Origin of the sequence: Enterobacter cloacae complex sp. P29RS (assembly GCF_014893445.1) — a bacterium.
In the GTDB taxonomy this organism is placed as follows: Bacteria; Pseudomonadota; Gammaproteobacteria; order Enterobacterales; family Enterobacteriaceae; genus Enterobacter; species Enterobacter intestinihominis.
Genome location: NZ_JADBPZ010000017.1, coordinates 94,377 through 112,805, shown reverse-complemented (window position 1 = coordinate 112,805; position 18,429 = coordinate 94,377). Strand labels below are relative to the sequence as shown.

Annotated in this window: 16 protein-coding genes; 7 read left to right on the top strand and 9 right to left on the bottom strand. The window is 52.6% G+C overall.

Annotation, left to right across the window (positions count from 1 at the left end):
- Positions 1 to 178 precede the first annotated feature (178 nt).
- The gene (gene mobB, locus IM282_RS14330; RefSeq protein WP_022649861.1) at positions 179 to 682 is read right to left on the bottom strand and encodes a molybdopterin-guanine dinucleotide biosynthesis protein MobB; all 504 of its coding nucleotides are present in this window, start codon (positions 680 to 682) and stop codon (positions 179 to 181) included.
- The gene (gene mobA, locus IM282_RS14325; protein WP_022649860.1) at positions 679 to 1,263 is read right to left on the bottom strand and encodes a molybdenum cofactor guanylyltransferase MobA; all 585 of its coding nucleotides are present in this window, start codon (positions 1,261 to 1,263) and stop codon (positions 679 to 681) included. Before mobA ends, mobB begins: the two co-directional genes overlap by 4 nt.
- Before the next feature lie 68 nt (positions 1,264 to 1,331).
- On the opposite strand from mobA, the gene IM282_RS14320 reads away from it, so the two are divergent.
- The 3 genes from IM282_RS14320 to dsbA all read left to right on the top strand — a co-directional run bounded on the left by IM282_RS14320 (position 1,332) and on the right by dsbA (position 3,314).
- Positions 1,332 to 1,601 carry a YihD family protein gene (locus IM282_RS14320; RefSeq protein WP_003861904.1) on the top strand — a complete coding sequence of 90 codons (270 nt, stop codon included), beginning with the start codon at positions 1,332 to 1,334 and terminating at the stop codon, positions 1,599 to 1,601.
- A gap of 75 nt (positions 1,602 to 1,676) precedes the next feature.
- Positions 1,677 to 2,663: a serine/threonine protein kinase gene (locus tag IM282_RS14315; RefSeq protein ID WP_022649859.1), complete on the top strand. Its 987-nt coding sequence runs from the start codon at positions 1,677 to 1,679 to the stop codon at positions 2,661 to 2,663.
- Between the two features lie 27 nt (positions 2,664 to 2,690).
- Positions 2,691 to 3,314, top strand: coding sequence for a thiol:disulfide interchange protein DsbA (dsbA, locus tag IM282_RS14310; RefSeq protein WP_192970512.1), 624 nt, complete (start codon positions 2,691 to 2,693; stop codon positions 3,312 to 3,314).
- Positions 3,315 to 3,335: 21 nt separating this feature from the next.
- Here the strand turns inward: dsbA and IM282_RS14305 are convergent, their stop codons facing one another.
- Entirely contained in the window at positions 3,336 to 4,244 is a 909-nt protein-coding gene (locus tag IM282_RS14305) for an acyltransferase (protein ID WP_022649857.1), read from the bottom strand.
- A gap of 439 nt (positions 4,245 to 4,683) precedes the next feature.
- On the opposite strand from IM282_RS14305, the gene polA reads away from it, so the two are divergent.
- Complete coding sequence (gene polA / locus IM282_RS14300; RefSeq protein WP_192970511.1) at positions 4,684 to 7,476, top strand: DNA polymerase I; 2,793 nt, start codon at positions 4,684 to 4,686, stop codon at positions 7,474 to 7,476.
- Between the two features lie 311 nt (positions 7,477 to 7,787).
- On the opposite strand, the gene yihA is transcribed toward polA, so the two are convergent.
- Positions 7,788 to 8,417, bottom strand: coding sequence for a ribosome biogenesis GTP-binding protein YihA/YsxC (yihA, locus tag IM282_RS14295; protein WP_003861913.1), 630 nt, complete (start codon positions 8,415 to 8,417; stop codon positions 7,788 to 7,790).
- 580 nt (positions 8,418 to 8,997) lie between these two features.
- Between yihA and yihI the strand changes: the two genes are divergently transcribed.
- Positions 8,998 to 9,513 (top strand): Der GTPase-activating protein YihI, encoded by a 516-nt coding sequence (gene yihI, locus IM282_RS14290; RefSeq protein ID WP_022649854.1) that lies wholly within the window; start codon positions 8,998 to 9,000, stop codon positions 9,511 to 9,513.
- 188 nt (positions 9,514 to 9,701) lie between these two features.
- Positions 9,702 to 11,075 carry an oxygen-independent coproporphyrinogen III oxidase gene (gene hemN / locus IM282_RS14285; RefSeq protein WP_192970510.1) on the top strand — a complete coding sequence of 458 codons (1,374 nt, stop codon included), beginning with the start codon at positions 9,702 to 9,704 and terminating at the stop codon, positions 11,073 to 11,075.
- Positions 11,076 to 11,175: 100 nt separating this feature from the next.
- On the opposite strand, the gene IM282_RS14280 is transcribed toward hemN, so the two are convergent.
- The 4 genes from IM282_RS14280 to glnA all read right to left on the bottom strand — a co-directional run bounded on the left by IM282_RS14280 (position 11,176) and on the right by glnA (position 15,447).
- Positions 11,176 to 11,286, bottom strand: coding sequence for a YshB family small membrane protein (locus tag IM282_RS14280; RefSeq protein ID WP_017382667.1), 111 nt, complete (start codon positions 11,284 to 11,286; stop codon positions 11,176 to 11,178).
- Between the two features lie 110 nt (positions 11,287 to 11,396).
- Positions 11,397 to 12,809 carry a nitrogen regulation protein NR(I) gene (glnG, locus tag IM282_RS14275; RefSeq protein ID WP_022649852.1) on the bottom strand — a complete coding sequence of 471 codons (1,413 nt, stop codon included), beginning with the start codon at positions 12,807 to 12,809 and terminating at the stop codon, positions 11,397 to 11,399.
- Between the two features lie 11 nt (positions 12,810 to 12,820).
- Positions 12,821 to 13,870, bottom strand: coding sequence for a nitrogen regulation protein NR(II) (glnL, locus tag IM282_RS14270; protein ID WP_003861923.1), 1,050 nt, complete (start codon positions 13,868 to 13,870; stop codon positions 12,821 to 12,823).
- A gap of 167 nt (positions 13,871 to 14,037) precedes the next feature.
- Entirely contained in the window at positions 14,038 to 15,447 is a 1,410-nt protein-coding gene (gene glnA / locus IM282_RS14265) for a glutamate--ammonia ligase (protein ID WP_023298930.1), read from the bottom strand.
- 377 nt (positions 15,448 to 15,824) lie between these two features.
- Here glnA and typA point away from each other — a divergent pair, with 377 nt between their 5' ends.
- The gene (typA, locus tag IM282_RS14260) at positions 15,825 to 17,648 is read left to right on the top strand and encodes a ribosome-dependent GTPase TypA (RefSeq protein ID WP_022649851.1); all 1,824 of its coding nucleotides are present in this window, start codon (positions 15,825 to 15,827) and stop codon (positions 17,646 to 17,648) included.
- A gap of 79 nt (positions 17,649 to 17,727) precedes the next feature.
- Here the strand turns inward: typA and ompL are convergent, their stop codons facing one another.
- The gene (gene ompL / locus IM282_RS14255) at positions 17,728 to 18,414 is read right to left on the bottom strand and encodes a porin OmpL (protein ID WP_192970509.1); all 687 of its coding nucleotides are present in this window, start codon (positions 18,412 to 18,414) and stop codon (positions 17,728 to 17,730) included.
- Positions 18,415 to 18,429: the final 15 nt, after the last annotated feature.

Sequence of the window (18,429 nt, the reverse complement as noted above, 5' to 3'; positions counted from 1 at the left end):
TGCCGAACTCAGAAGTGAAACGCCGTAGCGCCGATGGTAGTGTGGGGTCTCCCCATGTGAGAGTAGGGAACTGCCAGGCATCAAACAAGTGAAGAGGCCATCCGCAAGGATGGCCTTTTTGCGTTTGTACGTCGAAAAACGATAGGCCGGGTCAGGCGAAGCCGTCACCCGGCAGCTTTCAGACTGCACACCACGCCAAAATAAACTCTGCAATCCCCTCCACATTATTCAAATCCAGAACCGGTACTTCCAGCGTCAACGCAGCGTCACTGGCCACAGCAATCACATGTTCATCCAGCGTTAACTCACTTACATCATGCCCGGCACCGTTTCTGAACAGCAGGATCTTCGCAACAGCCTCGTGCTTAAACCCCTCAACCAGCACCAGATCCAGCGTGGAATGATCCATCCGGCTGACAAGATAAGCGAGATCCAGCGGTGCTTCATCCGGAGTTTCTGTCATTAACGCCCAGCGCTGGTTACTCGCCACCATCGTTTGTGCAGCGCCAGCCTTACGCAGCTCATAGCTATCTTTCCCCGGCTTATCGACATCCATGTTATGGTGCGTGTGCTTAATCAATCCGGGACGAATACCTTTAGCGCAAAGTGCAGGTATCAGCTTTTTTAGCAGCGTAGTCTTCCCGGTGCCGCTCCAGGCAGAGATCGCTAATACGGGTATCATTTCTTCTCCTGCATCATCTGCAAATCTTCCGTCGTGTTTACATTCACAAACGCCGATTTCATGTCGCTGAAATCAACGGAATGCCCTCCCGACTGGCGCATAAATACCATAACGCGTCGCTCTCCTGCGGCCAGGTAATCTTCCAGCGCAGATATTAACGAGCGATTAATCAATGCGATCGTCGGATGGTCGCGTTCGCCGTCGTGTACCCAGACGACGGGAGCACCCTCGCACCGCTGCACCAGACGTTCAACCAGACAGGACGGGATGAAGGGCGTATCACATGAACAAAAGAGAAACCACTCTCCATGCGACTGCTGCATAACGGAAAGCATTCCCGCCAGCGGGCCGGGGTAGTCCACAAGCTTATCCTGATAAACCGGATATCCACTGCGCTGGTAAATATCAACATGTCGGTTAGCGCTGATCGCCATCGACGACACCTGATTTGCCAGGGTATCAGCAACATGCTGCCATAAGGGGGTGTTGTTCAGGAGCTGAAGACCTTTATCTTTTCCGCCCATTCGCGTTGCCCTGCCTCCGGCAAGAACGACCCCGATGATTTCCTGGCATTGATTCACGAATATCGCCTCTTTTATTGTGGGATTGACCCTGCTAACGTGTCTCTCTAAATGAAAGGAGCACTACCATGAAATGTAAACGTCTTAATGAAGTCATTGAGCTTCTCCAGCCGGCCTGGCAAAAAGAGCCAGAGCTGAATCTGATGCAATTTTTACAGAAACTGGCGAAAGAGTCAGGTTTTGATGGCGAACTGGCAGACCTTTCTGACGACATCCTGATCTACCACCTCAAAATGCGTGACTCGGCTAAAGATGCTGTTATTCCTGGTATTCAGAAAGATTATGAAGAGGATTTTAAAACCGCATTACTGCGCGCCCGAGGCGTAATTAAAGAGTAAAAGCTTGTAAGCGGAGCCACCGAAATCGCCACAAGATGATATCCTGAATCATTCGTATAATTTCCGGATGATCGGATGAACGACCAGGCTTTTACTTTCCAGACACTACACCCGGATACCATTATGGATGCGCTGTTCGAGCAGGGTATTCGGGTGGATTCCGGGTTAACCCCTTTAAACAGCTACGAAAACCGTGTCTACCAATTTCAGGACGAAGAGCGGCAGCGCTTTGTCGTAAAGTTTTACCGGCCACAGCGCTGGTCCGCAGAACAAATTCAGGAAGAGCATCAGTTTGCCCACGATCTGCTGGATGACGATGTTCCCGTTGCGGCACCGCTCAAATTTAATAACCAAACGCTGCTGACCCATCAGGGTTTTTACTACGCGGTATTTCCGAGCCTGGGCGGAAGACAGTTTGAGGCAGATAATATCGATCAGATGGAATGGGTTGCCCGTTATCTGGGGCGCATTCATCAGACGGGACGTAAAAAATCGTTTGTTGCCCGACCGACGATTGGTGTTCAGGAATATCTTATTGAGCCGCGAGAGGTATTCGAAACATCGGCGCTGATCCCAAAGGCGCTTAAGGATAATTTCCTCACGGCGACCGATAAGCTTATTGATGCTGTAAAAGCCTGCTGGCGGGATGATATTACCGCTCTACGCCTGCACGGTGACTGCCACGCCGGGAATATTCTCTGGCGCGACGGCCCGCTATTTGTCGATCTTGATGACGCTCGTATGGGACCTGCGGTGCAGGATCTGTGGATGCTGCTCAACGGTGATAAAGCCGAGCAGCGCATGCAGCTTGAGACCATAATTGAAGCTTATGAAGAATTTAGCCCCTTTAATTCAGACGAAATTGCCCTGATTGAGCCTTTACGTGCGATGCGATTTGTTTATTATCTCGCGTGGTTAATCAGGCGTTGGGAAGACCCGGCTTTTCCCCGAAATTTCCCCTGGCTTACCGGGGAGGATTACTGGCGCAACCAGATATCCACATTTACCGAGCAGGTTAAGGTTCTACAGGAACCCCCTCTGCAATTAACGCCGATGTATTAATTGGACACACCCAGGAGAGAGTTAATCATGAAAAAAATTTGGCTGGCGCTGGCTGGTATGATTCTGGCATTTAGCGCAACTGCTGCGCAGTTTACCGACGGTAAGCAGTACATTACGCTGGACAAGCCTGTAGCTGGCGAGCCTCAGGTGCTGGAGTTCTTCTCCTTCTACTGCCCGCACTGCTACGAGTTTGAGCAGGTACTTCATGTTTCTGACAACGTGAAGAAAAAGCTGCCGGAAGGCACCAAAATGACGAAATACCACGTTGAGTTCCTTGGCCCATTGGGTAAAGAGCTGACTCAGGCATGGGCGGTTGCGATTGCGCTGGGTGTGGAAGATAAGATCACCGCGCCTATGTTTGAAGCCGTACAGAAAACCCAGACCGTACAAACTACGGCAGATATCCGTAAAGTGTTTGTTGATGCCGGTGTGAAAGGTGAAGACTACGACGCTGCCTGGAACAGTTTTGTGGTGAAATCTCTCGTGGCACAGCAGGAAAAAGCTGCCGCTGACTTCCAGTTGCAGGGCGTGCCAGCGATGTATGTTAACGGTAAATACCAGGTAAATATGCGTGGTATGGACACCACCAGTATGGATATCTTCGTACAACAGTACGCTGATACCGTGAAACACCTGGTTGAGATGAAGTAACAAACATAAAGAAAACGCCGGTCATTGACCGGCGTTTTTGTATGAAGATTTTAACTCCGCTATCTGTTCGTCTTTCTCTTTCCAGAGTGTATTGAGCCAAAGCTGGAAACGACGTTTGAAGTTTTTATCGTTAACGTAATCACCGTGCAGTTCCGTATCGATGGGCAACAGATCAACGCGGACTACGATACGCGTCAGCTTGCCGCTGAGCATATCGTAGAACGGCGTCCTGTCGTTTTCCGGATAGCAGAGCGTTACGTTCAACAATTTATCAAACTGCTCACCCAGCACGTTGAGGGCCATTGCGATACCCGCTGCCTTTGGCGGTAACAGGTGCTGATACGGAGAGCGAGTCTGCTGGCGCTTCTCTTCGGTAAAGCGCGAACCTTCGACGAAATTAACTATGGTGGTGGGATGCGCGCGAAACTTCTCGCAAGAACGGCGCGTAGTTTCCACGTCCATACCGCGGCGTTCCGGATGACGAATCAGATAGCTGCGTGAATAGCGTTTCATAAACGGCATATCCAGCGCCCAGCAGGCCAGACCAATGAAAGGCACCCATGCCAGTTGCTGTTTCAGAAAGTATTTGTTCATCGGAATATGTTTGCGAAACAGCACGCACAATACAACGATGTCGGCCCAGCTGTGATGATTGCAGATCAGCAGATACCAGTTCTTTTTATTCAGCTTCTCGAGGCCCTGAACGTCCCACTTTAACCAGGGGTTCAGATACAACAGGATCGCCAGCCCTTCACACCAGCAGTACATCATAAAATTACAAAAAGCAGACACTGCACGCCATACCGGAGGGACGGGCAGCAGGAGCTTAATTATTCCGGCAACGATGATTGGCACAGAACAGGCGATGGTAACCAGAATAGTTAAAATGACGCTTAGCAATAAGGTTATCGCAGCGAGTATTTTCGACATAATGAATTTTTTCAGATAGTTAGCTGTAATTAAGCAGCCGGCTATCCGGTGCTGGGCGCCGATCTTATCAGATATTGGCCCAGACCAGGGCGCTTTCACACGAAGAGGCTGCGGCTTTTCCTGCCATGCAGCGAAATTTTCTATATAGACAGGGTGCTTACGTCTTATATCCACATAGACTAAATAACCATCAGTGGGATGGGATCTTAAGTGATCTAATTTCAAATTATTGATTTTATTTGATAAATAATTTTTCAGTATCAGTTTTATAGAACTGTTATTCACCTGTATTAAAAATATGCACAAACTTATCCACAGTTTGTTTTTGCGAGCGATCTTCACGATCGCAAAATCTTTTTCTGTATAAAGCGCTAAAACCTGATGTTTTCATCCTTCTGTGGCATCCTTTACCCATAAATTAATTAAAGGCACGGACATTATGGTTCAGATCCCAGAAAACCCACTTATACTCGTCGATGGCTCTTCTTACCTTTATCGGGCGTATCATGCGTTTCCTCCTCTGACCAACAGCGCAGGGGAACCTACCGGCGCAATGTACGGCGTGCTGAATATGCTACGCAGCCTGATTCTGCAATACCACCCAACCCATGCGGCCGTGGTGTTTGATGCGAAGGGGAAAACCTTCCGCGATGAATTATTTGAGCATTACAAATCTCACCGTCCTCCCATGCCTGACGATCTGCGTGCGCAGATTGAACCGCTGCACGCTATGGTCAAAGCGATGGGGCTGCCTTTGCTGGCTGTCTCGGGCGTTGAGGCTGACGACGTTATTGGCACCCTGGCGCGCGAAGCTGAAAAGGCTGGCCGCCCGGTGCTTATCAGTACCGGTGATAAAGACATGGCGCAGCTGGTAACACCTGGGATCACGCTGATTAATACCATGACCAACACCATTCTTGGCCCGGAAGAAGTGGTTGCCAAATATGGCGTGCCGCCAGAACTCATTATTGATTTCCTCGCCCTGATGGGGGATTCCTCGGATAACATCCCTGGCGTGCCGGGCGTGGGCGAAAAAACAGCTCAGGCGCTGCTGCAAGGGTTAGGTGGGTTGGATACGCTGTACGCTGAGTCCGACAAAATTGCCGGACTTACCTTCCGTGGTGCAAAAACCATGGCCGGAAAGCTCGCCGATAACAAAGAGGTGGCTTACCTCTCTTATCAGTTAGCCACCATCAAAACCGACGTCGAGCTGGAGCTTACCTGCGACCAGCTTGAAGTGCAGGAACCCGCCGCAGAAGAACTGCTTGGCCTGTTCAGAAAATACGAATTTAAACGCTGGACCACGGATGTCGAAGCCGGGAAATGGCTTCAGGCGAAAGGGGCAAAAGCTGCGGCGAAGCCGAAAGAAACTATCGTTGTCGATGCCGAAGAGCAGGCAGAAGAAGCAGCGGCAGCACTCTCATTCGATAACTATGAAACCATCCTTGAAGAGTCGCAGCTCGTCGCCTGGATTGAAAAGCTGAAAAAAGCACCGGTATTTGCGTTCGATACCGAAACGGACAGTCTCGATAACATATCTGCCAATATGGTAGGTCTGTCATTCGCGACGGAGCCGGGTATGGCAGCCTATGTTCCGGTAGCGCATGACTATCTGGATGCGCCGGAGCAGATCTCGCGCGAGCGCGCCTTAGAACTGCTGAAGCCGATTCTGGAAGACGAGAAAGCGCTGAAGGTCGGGCAAAACTTGAAGTACGACCGCGGTATTCTGCAAAACTACGGCATTGAACTGCGTGGTATCGCTTTTGACACCATGCTGGAATCTTACATTCTGGACAGCGTGGCGGGCCGCCATGATATGGATTCCTTATCCGATCGTTGGCTGAAACACAAAACCATCACCTTTGAAGAAATTGCCGGTAAGGGCAAAAATCAGCTGACCTTTAACCAGATCGCGCTGGAAGAAGCAGGCCGCTACGCCGCGGAAGACGCTGACGTCACGCTACAGCTGCATCTCAAAATGTGGCCGAAATTGCAGAAGCACGAAGGGCCGCTGAATGTTTTCCAGAACATTGAGATGCCGCTGGTGCCTGTGCTGTCCCGCATTGAGCGTAACGGCGTCAAAATCGACCCAACGGTGCTGCATAATCACTCTGGCGAGCTGGCGCAGCGCCTGACCGAGCTTGAACAGAAAGCGCATGAGCTTGCTGGAGAGGCATTTAACCTGTCGTCACCGAAACAGCTGCAAACCATCCTGTTTGAAAAGCAGGGTATCAAACCGCTGAAGAAAACGCCGGGCGGCGCGCCTTCAACCTCTGAAGAGGTGCTGGAAGAGCTGGCGCTGGACTATCCGCTGCCAAAAGTTATCCTGCAGTACCGTGGTCTGGCGAAGCTGAAATCGACCTATACCGACAAACTGCCGTTGATGATTAACCCGAAAACGGGCCGCGTGCACACCTCCTATCACCAGGCTGTGGCGGCGACCGGGCGACTTTCGTCAACCGATCCTAACCTTCAGAACATTCCGGTGCGTAATGAAGAGGGCCGCCGTATACGCCAGGCTTTCATTGCCCCAGAGGATTATCTGATTGTCTCAGCAGACTACTCGCAAATCGAACTGCGTATTATGGCGCACCTGTCGCGTGACAAAGGCCTGCTGACGGCATTTGCCGAAGGGAAGGATATCCACCGGGCGACAGCTGCCGAAGTGTTTGGCCTGCCGCTGGACAGCGTGACAAACGAACAGCGTCGTAGCGCAAAAGCGATTAACTTTGGCCTTATTTACGGCATGAGCGCATTTGGCCTATCACGCCAGCTCAACATTCCGCGTAAAGAGTCGCAGAAGTATATGGATCTCTACTTTGAGCGCTATCCGGGCGTGCTGGAATATATGGAGCGTACCCGCGCGCAGGCGAAAGAGAAAGGCTACGTTGAAACGCTGGATGGCCGTCGTCTTTACCTTCCGGACATCAAATCCAGCAACGCCGCGCGCCGTGCTGGCGCTGAACGTGCTGCTATCAATGCCCCGATGCAGGGCACTGCGGCAGACATCATCAAACGCGCGATGATCGCCGTTGATGCCTGGCTGGAAAAAGAGAAACCGCGCGTGAAAATGATCATGCAGGTACACGATGAACTGGTATTTGAAGTCCATAAAGACGACCTGGAAGAGGTCTCTCAGAAGATCCATGAACTGATGGAAAACAGCATGAAGCTGGACGTTCCGTTGCTGGTGGAAGTGGGTAGCGGCGAAAACTGGGATCAGGCTCACTAAGCGTTATCGGAATAACGCGCTTTTTATGTAAGTAAGCAACATAAGTACGCGCGTTTTGTGACGATCATTAGAATTCCCTATGTAAAGAATGAAAAAAAACTACAAAAAGTGCTTTTTCAAGAGACAAAAAAAGAGTAGAGTTAACGACGTAGGGTACAGAGGTAAGATGTTCTATCTTTCAGACCTTTTACTTCACGTAATCGGATTTGGCTGAATATTTTAGCCGCCCCAGTCAGTAATGACTGGGGCGTTTTTTATTGCGGAAAGGAAAGTTTCGGGCGAAAAAAACGCGGTCATCGCCGCGCCTGTTGTTACTCTGCTTCCGCTTCTGTCGCCGGTTCCAGATCGTTAAACCAGCTGTCTAGCTTCTGTCGCAGTTTGTCCACACCCTGCTTTTTCAGCGAGGAGAACGGTTCAACCTGTACATCACCGTTGAATGCCAGCACCGCTTCACGCACCTTGTTCACCTGCGCCTTGCGCGCGCCGCTCGCCAGCTTATCCGCTTTTGTCAGCAGCACCAGCACCGCAATATCGCTTGCCACCGCCCAGTCAATCATCTGCTGGTCGAGATCTTTTAGCGGGTGTCGAATATCCATCAGCACCACCAGACCTTTCAGACACATGCGTTTTTCCAGGTATTCACCCAGCGCACGCTGCCATTTGATCTTCATCTCTTCCGGTACCTGCGCGTAACCGTAGCCCGGTAAATCGACCAGGCGTTTGCCTTCAGCCACTTCAAACAGGTTAATCAGCTGAGTACGGCCAGGTGTTTTTGAGGTACGCGCCAGGTTTTTCTGATTGGTCAGCGTATTCAGGGCGCTGGATTTTCCCGCATTGGAGCGGCCAGCAAATGCCACCTCAATCCCTGTGTCTGAGGGCAGGTGGCGAATATCGGGCGCACTGGTGACAAAATGCGTCTGTTGGTAGTTCCAGGTAGTCACGTGGTCGTCTCCAAAAATCGTAATCTGCGGGGGATTATACCTGAATGCGGGCAAAAGGCTTTTCCCTTCGTCATTGACGTGTAAGTGAAAGCCCTACGGAATGTAAGAGATCTGCCCTTAAGCTTATGAGAAATTTAAGAGAAATCGCAGGCGCTAAAAAACTCAAAATATTAAAATTCAAAGAGTTATTAATGAGTAATTATCTGAAAATCCGGTTTAGTACCTTTTCGTTGCTTGTTAGTTTAAGAGAACAAGGTAAAGTGTGCGTCAAGGCGAGGATGCCAGCAGGAAAACGACTTAAGGATAAGGGTCAGGAGCGCCAGGAGGCGAAGACTCAGGATTGTCAGGACGACCGGCGCCTGGAGGCGTTTTTAACAGGAAACGGAACCGTATCACGGACGGTAGTAGCCAAGGGATAAACAGGGTTTGTTGAAGGCAAACAGGGAATGTCTGACCCGTTAAGGGTTGTGAGTCAGGAAAAAAGGCGACAGATTGCTCTGTCGCCTTTTTTCTTTGCTTGCTTTCTGCTAGATTTCGCCGCAATTCTATACTGAAGAAAACGACTTAAAGATAAAACATCATGAAAAAACCGACCTCCGCTGCGGGCGCGAAACGCCCTGCAAAAGCCCGCCGCAAAACGCGCGAAGAACTGAATCAGGAAGCGCGCGATCGCAAACGCGATAAAAAGCATCGTGGCCATACTGCGGGTAGCCGTGCTAACGGTGGCGGTGCCGCAGGCGCTTCTGCAAAAGGCAAACAGCAGAAAGATCCTCGTATCGGCAGTAAAACTCCCATTCCACTGGGCGTGACAGACACGCCGGTCACTAAGCAGCACAAACCAAAGAGCGAGAAACCTATGCTTTCACCGCAGGCTGAGCTGGATATGCTGGAGAACGATGAGCGCCTGGATGCGCTGCTGGAACGTCTTGAAGAGGGTGAAACCCTGACCGCTGAAGAGCAGTCCTGGGTAGATGCCAAACTGGATCGCATTGATGAACTGATGCAGAAGCTGGGTCTGTCCTACGATGATGAAGAAGACGAAGAGGAAGACGAAAAGCAGGAAGATATGATGCGTCTGCTGAAAGGTGGAAACTAACATTTGCACCCGGCAGGTACACTCGTCCTGCTTATAACCCTTCCGGTTATATGTTATCTGGTGTGGTTATTCGTTAAACTACGGCGGTTGTCGCGGCGACAGAAGTGGCTGCGCACCCGAATGATGGCCCGCAACGGGACCAGAACGGGCCGCCGTATACGAACGCGACACCAACGGAAGGAGTGAGCATGTCTGTACCATCTATCGACTGGGATTTGGCCCTGATCCAGAAATATAACTATTCCGGGCCGCGTTATACCTCATACCCCACCGCGCTGGAGTTTTCTGACGCTTTCGGCGAGGCGGATTTTCAGCATGCTGTGGCGCGCTATCCCGAGCGCCCGCTGTCGCTCTACGTCCATATTCCGTTCTGCCACAAGCTCTGCTACTTCTGCGGCTGCAATAAAATCGTTACCCGCCAGCAGCACAAAGCCGATCAATACCTCGATGCGCTTGAACAGGAAATTCTGCACCGCGCACCGCTGTTTAAAGGCCGTCACGTCAGCCAGCTTCACTGGGGCGGCGGTACGCCAACCTATCTGAATAAAGCGCAGATCAGCCGCCTGATGGCGCTACTGCGCGGCAATTACAGTTTTAACCACGACGCTGAAATTTCGATCGAGGTCGATCCGCGTGAAATCGAGCTGGATGTGCTGGATCATTTACGCGCCGAAGGCTTCAACCGCCTGAGTATGGGTGTACAAGACTTCAACAAAGAAGTACAGCGCCTGGTCAACCGCGAGCAGGATGAAGCGTTTATCTTTGCCTTACTCAACCATGCGCGTGAAATCGGCTTTACCTCAACGAATATAGACCTGATTTACGGCCTGCCGAAGCAGACGCCGGAGAGCTTCGCCTACACGCTTAAACGCGTGGCTGAGCTCAACCCGGACCGTCTGAGCGTCTTTAACTATGCGCACCTGCCGACGCTGTTCGCCGCGCAGCGCAAAATCAAAGATGCGGATCTGCCTTCCGCCCAGCAGAAGCTGGACATTTTGCAGGAGACCATCGCCTCGCTGACCGAAACCGGCTATCAGTTTATCGGGATGGATCACTTTGCCCGCCCTGACGACGAACTGGCGATTGCCCAGCGCGAAGGTGTTCTCCATCGTAACTTCCAGGGATACACCACCCAGGGAGATACCGATCTGCTCGGAATGGGTGTCTCCGCTATCAGCATGATTGGCGACTGCTACGCCCAGAACCAAAAAGAGCTGAAGCTGTATTACCAGCAGGTTGATGAAACGGGCAACGCGCTGTGGCGCGGCATTGCGTTAACGCGCGACGACTGCATCCGTCGTGATGTGATTAAGGCGCTTATCTGCAACTTCCGTCTCGAATTCCGCGAGGTGGAGTCGCAATGGGATCAGCGATTCAGCGATTACTTTGCCGAAGACCTGAAGCTTCTTGCGCCGCTGGCGAAAGACGGGCTGGTGGATGTGTCGGAGAGCGCGGTGGTCGTCACGCCGAAGGGGCGTCTGTTGATTCGTAATATCTGCATGTGCTTCGATGCCTATCTGCGCCAGAAAGCGCGTTTACAGCAGTTCTCGCGCGTGATTTAAGTTGCAATGCCGGGAGGCGCTTCGCTTACCCGGCCTACAACTCGCACTTATGTAGGCCGGGTAAGGCGAAGCCGCCACCCGGCTTTTCATCGACAGCTCGTTAGCTAAACAGCCCAACCAGTGCCGCACACAATACCGCCGCAACGGCAGTTTGTGGCGTGTGGCTTTCTGCTGCACCGCTCGAAAGCAAGGTCACTAATGATTCCAGCATGATGCTCCCCCCAGTTTCCGGGCACGATCATACAAAACTCATCGGAACAGTAAAGCGCAAAATAACGGCACTTTGCGCTCAATTAGTAACCTTTACACAGCGGAGTAAGATCACTCCATTCCCAGCTCTTTCAGCTTGCGCGTGAGGGTGTTTCGACCCCATCCCAACAGGCGAGCCGCTTCCTGTTTGTGGCCTTGGGTATGACGAAGCGCGGTGGTCAACAGCGTGCGCTCCATTTCAGGCTGTGCTTCAGAAAGCAAGTTTTGATGACCGGAACGCAGCGCGCGATCTGCCCACTGCGCCAGCAGCGTTGCCCAGCTGTCCGGCAGCGTATGTCCTGCGGTGCTCTCGGGCACGGTGGCTTCAAACAGTTCTGCTGGTAAATCCTGAATCAGCACTTCCTGGCCGGCGGCCATCACCGTCAGCCAGCGACAGGTGTTTTCCAGCTGACGCACGTTGCCCGGCCACGCCAGACGGGTGAGGGCGGCATCCGTTTCCGGATGAAGCTGCTTGGCTTCCACGCCCAGCTCGCGGGCCGCCACCTGCAGGAAATGGCGCGCCAGACGCGGGATATCTTCCCGACGCTCGCGCAGCGGCGGCAGGTGGACGCGGATCACGTTCAGACGATGGAATAAATCCTCACGGAATTTCCCCTCCTGTACGCGCAGCTCCAGGTTCTGGTGCGTCGCGGCGATAATGCGTACGTCCACCTTCACCGGCGCATACCCGCCCACACGGTAAAACTGTCCATCTGCCAGCACGCGCAACAGTCGGGTCTGTACATCCAGCGGCATATCGCCGATTTCATCCAGGAAAAGCGTGCCGCCGTCAGCCTGTTCAAAGCGTCCCTGACGAATGGTATTGGCTCCGGTAAATGCCCCTTTTTCGTGGCCGAACAGCTCAGATTCAATTAAATCCTTAGGGATCGCTGCCATGTTCAGGGCGATAAAGGGGGCTTTCGCCCGCGGGCTGTGGCGATGCAGGGCGTGTGCGACCAACTCTTTACCGGTCCCTGATTCACCGTTAATCAAGACGCTGATAGACGAACGCGACAGACGCCCGATGATGCGAAACACGTCCTGCATGGCCGGCGCTTCACCGATGATGTCCGTCGTTGGTCCAAAGTCGGGGGCATTGCGGGGCTGCTGTTGCTCCTGATAGTGGCTGATAGCGCGCTCAACCAGCGCAACGGCTTCGTCGATATCAAACGGTTTTGGCAGGTAATCAAACGCGCCCTGCTGGTACGCGCTGACGGCAGCATCCAGGTCGGAGTGGGCGGTCATTATGATGACCGGAAGCATAGGGTGGCGCTGTTTGATCTGCTTTAAGAGCGCCAGTCCGTCCATACCCGGCATGCGAATATCCGAGAGCAGAACGTCCGGCGTTTTGGTGGTGAGTGCGTCGAGCACCTCGCTGCCACTCTCAAACGTCGTGCAGCTTAATCCCGCTCCTGTGAGCGCGCGTTCAAGCACCCAACGGATGGAGCTATCGTCATCGACTACCCAGACTATCCCTCGTTGCATAAACGTCACCTTTATTTTTTAATCGGCAGGAAAACCGAAAACTCGGTATGTCCCGGCCAACTGGTAAATTCAATTTTGCCGGAGTGTTGGTCAATCAAATTTCGGGCTATGGATAACCCCAGCCCGGTGCCGCCTTCGCGACCGCTGACCATCGGGTAGAACAGGGTGTCCTGGAGATGCGGCGGGATCCCCGGTCCGTTATCTTCCACATCAATACGTGCTGCCAGACGATAACGTACGCCGTGCAGCGTCAGCTGGAACGCGGTGCGGGTACGCAGAATAATTTCGCCACCCTCCGGGCCCAGCGCCTGCAACGCGTTACGCACAATGTTCAACAGCACCTGTTCAATCTGGTCCGGATCGTGCGCCAGCTCCGGCAGGCTTGGGTCATAGTCACGCACCAGCGTGACGTTATCCGGCAGCTCCATCGAGACGAGTTTCACCACCCGCTCCGCGACCTTATGAATGCTTTCTGAAACGTGCATCCCTGGCTGCTGCGGCCCGAGCAGGCGATCGACCAAATTACGCAGACGGTCCGCCTGCTCAATAATGACGTTGGTATACTCCGCCAGGGCAGGGTCAGGCAGCGCTTTGGTCAAAAGCTGTGCCGCACCGCGTAAGCCGCCCAGCGGGTTTTTGATCTCATGGGCCAGCCCGCGCACCAGGTCGCGCGCCGCAATCTGCTGCGCATGCTGAAGCTGCTCCTGGCTGAGACGACGCTGGTTATCCATCGGCGCCATTTCCAGCAGAATCATGCCATCTGGCAGGCGCTGTGCGGTGAGGGACAAAATATGCGAGCGTCCGTCAATCACCAGTGTCACTTCGTTATCGGTGAAGCCCTGACCCGCCTGCAAACTCTCCTGCATCAGGCCAATATTCAGCGAGAAATAGCTCAGCAGTTCTGGCAGCGGCGTGCCAAACAGTTTACGGGCGCTTTGGGCGAGCAGCTGCTGCGCCGCTGGGTTGGCGTAATGCACCGCCAGCTCGTCGTCGACCAGCAAAATACTGTTAATTAAAGAATTGAGGATCTGCCCAGCATCGGGCAGCGTGCCAGTTGCCATTCAGCAGTCTCCTGGAGTCGTTGCACTATTTTAGTGCAGTATAGCGTTTTAGAGGTAAAAAGCGCGTGAGATCAGGTTGTTGGTGGAGAAAAAAGCCCATCCGAAGATGGGCTAAAGTTTCCACGGCAACGACTCCCGACGCGTATGCGCCGGGTAAAACAAATCAATTAAACGCTGTAGTACAGTTCGAACTCAACCGGGTGCGGCGTCATGCGAACGCGGTCGTTTTCTTCGGTACGCAGCGCGATGTAAGCGTCGATAGCTTCATCGGTGAACACGCCGCCAGCGGTCAGGAACTCGCGGTCTGCGTCCAGCGCCTGGAGGGCTTCTTCCAGAGAGCCGGCAACCTGTGGGATCTCTTTCGCTTCTTCTGGCGGCAGGTCGTACAGGTTTTTGTCCATGGCTTCGCCCGGGTGGATCTTGTTCTTGATACCGTCCAGACCGGCCATCAGCAGTGCTGCGAAGCACAGGTATGGGTTAGCCGCCGGGTCCGGGAAGCGCACTTCGATACGACGCGCTTTCGGAGACGCAACCACCGGGATACGGATAGAAGCAGAACGGTTACGGGCAGAGTACGCCAGCATTACTGGTGCTTCGTAGCCAGGGACCAGACGCTTGTAGGAGTTAGTGGTTGGGTTCGCCAGGGCGTTGATCGCTTTAGCGTGTTTGATAACACCACCGATGTAGTGCAGCGCCTGCTCGGACAGACCCGCGTACTTGTCGCCAGAGAACAGGTTAGTACCGTTCCTGGAAAGGGACATGTGGCAGTGCATGCCGGAACCGTTGTCGCCAAACATGGGTTTTGGCATGAAGGTCGCGGTTTTACCGAAACGGTGCGCAACGTTGTGCACAACGTATTTGTAGATCTGAATCTCATCCGCTTTTTTGGTCATGGTGTTGAAGCGGGTAGCGATCTCGTTCTGGCCAGCCGTTGCCACTTCGTGGTGGTGCGCTTCAACAACCAGGCCCATCTCTTCCATGATCAGACACATGGTAGAACGGATGTCCTGAGAAGAATCGACCGGAGGAACCGGGAAGTAACCGCCTTTCACGCCCGGACGGTGACCTTTGTTACCACCTTCGTACTTGGTGGAAGAGTTCCATGCGCCTTCGATGTCATCGATAGCGACGTGGGAGCCAGAAATGGAAGCACCAAAACGGATGTCGTCGAACAGGAAGAACTCTGGCTCTGGCCCGAACAGAACGGTGTCTGCGATGCCGGTAGAGCGCAGGTACTCTTCAGCGCGTTTTGCGATGGAGCGTGGGTCACGGTCATAGCCTTGCAGCGTGCCAGGTTCCAGGATATCGCAGCGGATGATCAGCGTAGGTTCTTCGTAGAACGGGTCAATGAGCGCAGTGGTTGCATCTGGCATCAGAACCATGTCGGATTCGTTAATGCCTTTCCAGCCGCCAATGGAGGAGCCGTCAAACATTTTGCCTTCTTCAAAGAATTCGGCGTTCACCTGATGAGCAGGGATCGTGACGTGCTGTTCTTTACCTTTGGTATCGGTGAAGCGCAGATCAACAAACTTCACTTCATGTTCGTTCAGCATCGTCAAAACGTGTTCAGCGGACATACTTAACTCTCCAGATTGGTCATTGTCGTCGTGGTAACGAGGTCTTCAAATCGGCTGGGCTGCCATATTTTTACTGTATTTCTGTAAAGCGAAATCTGTGCCAACTTTTAAAACACCCCAAAAAGGCGTTATCATGCGCACCATAGTGCAGAAGGGCTGCACCACATTGGATTCGTTGCACCATTATAGTGCTTCAGTGTGAACATTGAGCACCATATTGGTGCAATTTACGTTAAAGTGCCCTTTTACCGCTCCGTGAAAGCGATCACAAAGCATCTCTGCAATACTTGTTTGCGGGGGATGTTTGTGATCCTGTTTTGTAGTGCGATTAATCCGTGTACAATAACGCGCTATTTCTAAATGCCTGAGGCAAAGTTGTGATCGAAAAATTGCGTAATATCGCCATCATCGCGCACGTCGACCATGGTAAAACTACCCTGGTTGACAAGCTGCTACAGCAGTCCGGTACGTTTGATGCTCGTGCCGAAACTCAAGAGCGTGTGATGGACTCCAACGATTTGGAGAAAGAGCGTGGGATTACCATCCTCGCCAAAAACACCGCTATCAAATGGAATGACTACCGTATCAACATCGTTGATACCCCAGGGCACGCCGACTTCGGTGGTGAAGTTGAGCGCGTGATGTCCATGGTGGATTCCGTGCTGCTGGTGGTTGACGCATTTGATGGCCCTATGCCGCAAACGCGCTTCGTGACCAAAAAAGCATTTGCCCACGGCCTGAAACCTATCGTTGTGATCAACAAGGTTGACCGTCCTGGCGCGCGTCCTGACTGGGTTGTTGACCAGGTCTTCGACCTGTTCGTTAACCTCGACGCGACCGACGAACAGCTGGACTTCCCTATCGTTTATGCGTCTGCGCTGAACGGTATCGCCGGTCTGGATCACGAAGACATGGCGGAAGACATGACTCCGCTGTACCAGACGATTGTTGACCGCGTTCCTGCGCCAAACGTTGACCTGGAAGGCACCCTGCAAATGCAGATCTCCCAGCTCGACTACAACAACTATGTTGGCGTAATCGGCATTGGTCGTATCAAGCGCGGTAAAGTGAAGCCTAACCAGCAGGTCACTATCATCGATAGCGAAGGCAAAACCCGTAACGGTAAAGTCGGTAAAGTACTGACTCACCTGGGTCTTGAGCGTATCGAGAGCGACATCGCTGAAGCGGGCGACATCATCGCTATTACCGGTCTGGGTGAACTGAACATCTCCGACACCATCTGCGATCCGCAGAACGTCGAAGCGCTGCCAGCCCTGTCTGTTGATGAACCAACCGTATCCATGTTCTTCAACGTCAACACCTCTCCGTTCTGTGGTAAAGAAGGTAAGTTCGTTACCTCTCGTCAGATCCTTGACCGCCTGAACAAAGAGCTGGTGCACAACGTTGCGCTGCGCGTTGAAGAAACCGAAGACGCTGATGCATTCCGCGTTTCCGGTCGTGGTGAGCTGCACCTGTCTGTTCTGATTGAGAACATGCGTCGTGAAGGTTTCGAGATGGCGGTATCCCGTCCGAAAGTTATCTTCCGCGAAATCGATGGCCGTAAACAAGAGCCATTCGAAAACGTAACGCTGGACGTTGAAGAGCAGCACCAGGGTTCTGTCATGCAGGCACTGGGTGAGCGTAAAGGCGACCTGAAAAACATGAATCCAGATGGCAAAGGCCGCGTACGTCTCGACTACGTGATCCCAAGCCGTGGCCTGATCGGCTTCCGTTCTGAGTTCATGACCATGACCTCCGGTACCGGCCTGCTGTACTCCACCTTCAGCCACTATGACGACATCCGTCCGGGCGAAGTGGGCCAGCGTAACAACGGCGTACTGATCTCCAACGGTCAGGGTAAAGCGGTTGCGTTTGCGCTGTTCGGTCTGCAGGATCGCGGTAAGCTGTTCCTGGGTCACGGTGCTGAAGTTTACGAAGGCCAGATCATCGGTATTCACAGCCGTTCTAACGACCTGACGGTAAACTGCCTGACCGGTAAGAAACTGACCAACATGCGTGCGTCCGGTACTGACGAAGCAACGGTTCTGGTTCCACCGATCAAGATGACGCTGGAGCAGGCTCTGGAATTCATCGATGATGACGAACTGGTAGAAGTGACGCCTCAGTCAATTCGTATCCGTAAACGTCACCTGACCGAGAACGATCGTAAACGTGCTATGCGCGGTGCGAAAGAAGAGTAATTCGGTTATGCCGTAGGCCGGGTAAAGCGCAAGCGCCACCTGGCAACGAAAAGCCGCTGAGCGATCAGCGGCTTTTTTATTAGAACGAATAACGTAACCCTAAACGGATCCGGTACTGCTCGCGGTTGCAATCATTCCATCGGTCCAGCCACTGTAGCTCAAGATACGGCAGCCAGTTTCTGTCGATTTTATAGCTGAACTTGTTGGTAATTTCCCAGTGATGATCTTTGCCATTTTTGCTGTGGTAATCATTCACCCGCTGGAAAAAGTGCGGCTCAAAGGTGTAGAAAAACGCATCCGTCATTTTGAAATTCCAGTAGTTGGCGAATTCGTGCGTGTCGTTTTTATCCATCTGTCCGTTATAGTCCGGCGTATCGTAATTGTTATGGTTATAGCGATAGCGGAACGTCAGATTGAACCAGTCCGTAAATTTATAGTTAGTATCTAAATAGAGTGCTCCACCTGATCCTGCGCTGCTGTCATTGATCAAGCCGCCGGGCTGGAAGGTGAGTTTGTCGGTCGGTTTGAAGAGCGGATACCAACCCTCGATTTCGTTATAGCTGTGCTTCAGTTCGTCCCATTTCCCCACGTTATAAGCGTTGGTGAACATCAGCCCCGCGCCCATATCGAAGTTATAGCCCGCACGCAGGATCACCTCGTGCAGCTCAGAGGCCGTATTGTACGCTTCGCGCGTTTCGACATAGGCCCCGGCAAAAACCGGGCAGGACACAGACGACACGATCAGTACGGTGATGATTCTATTCATAATTTGTCCATGTAT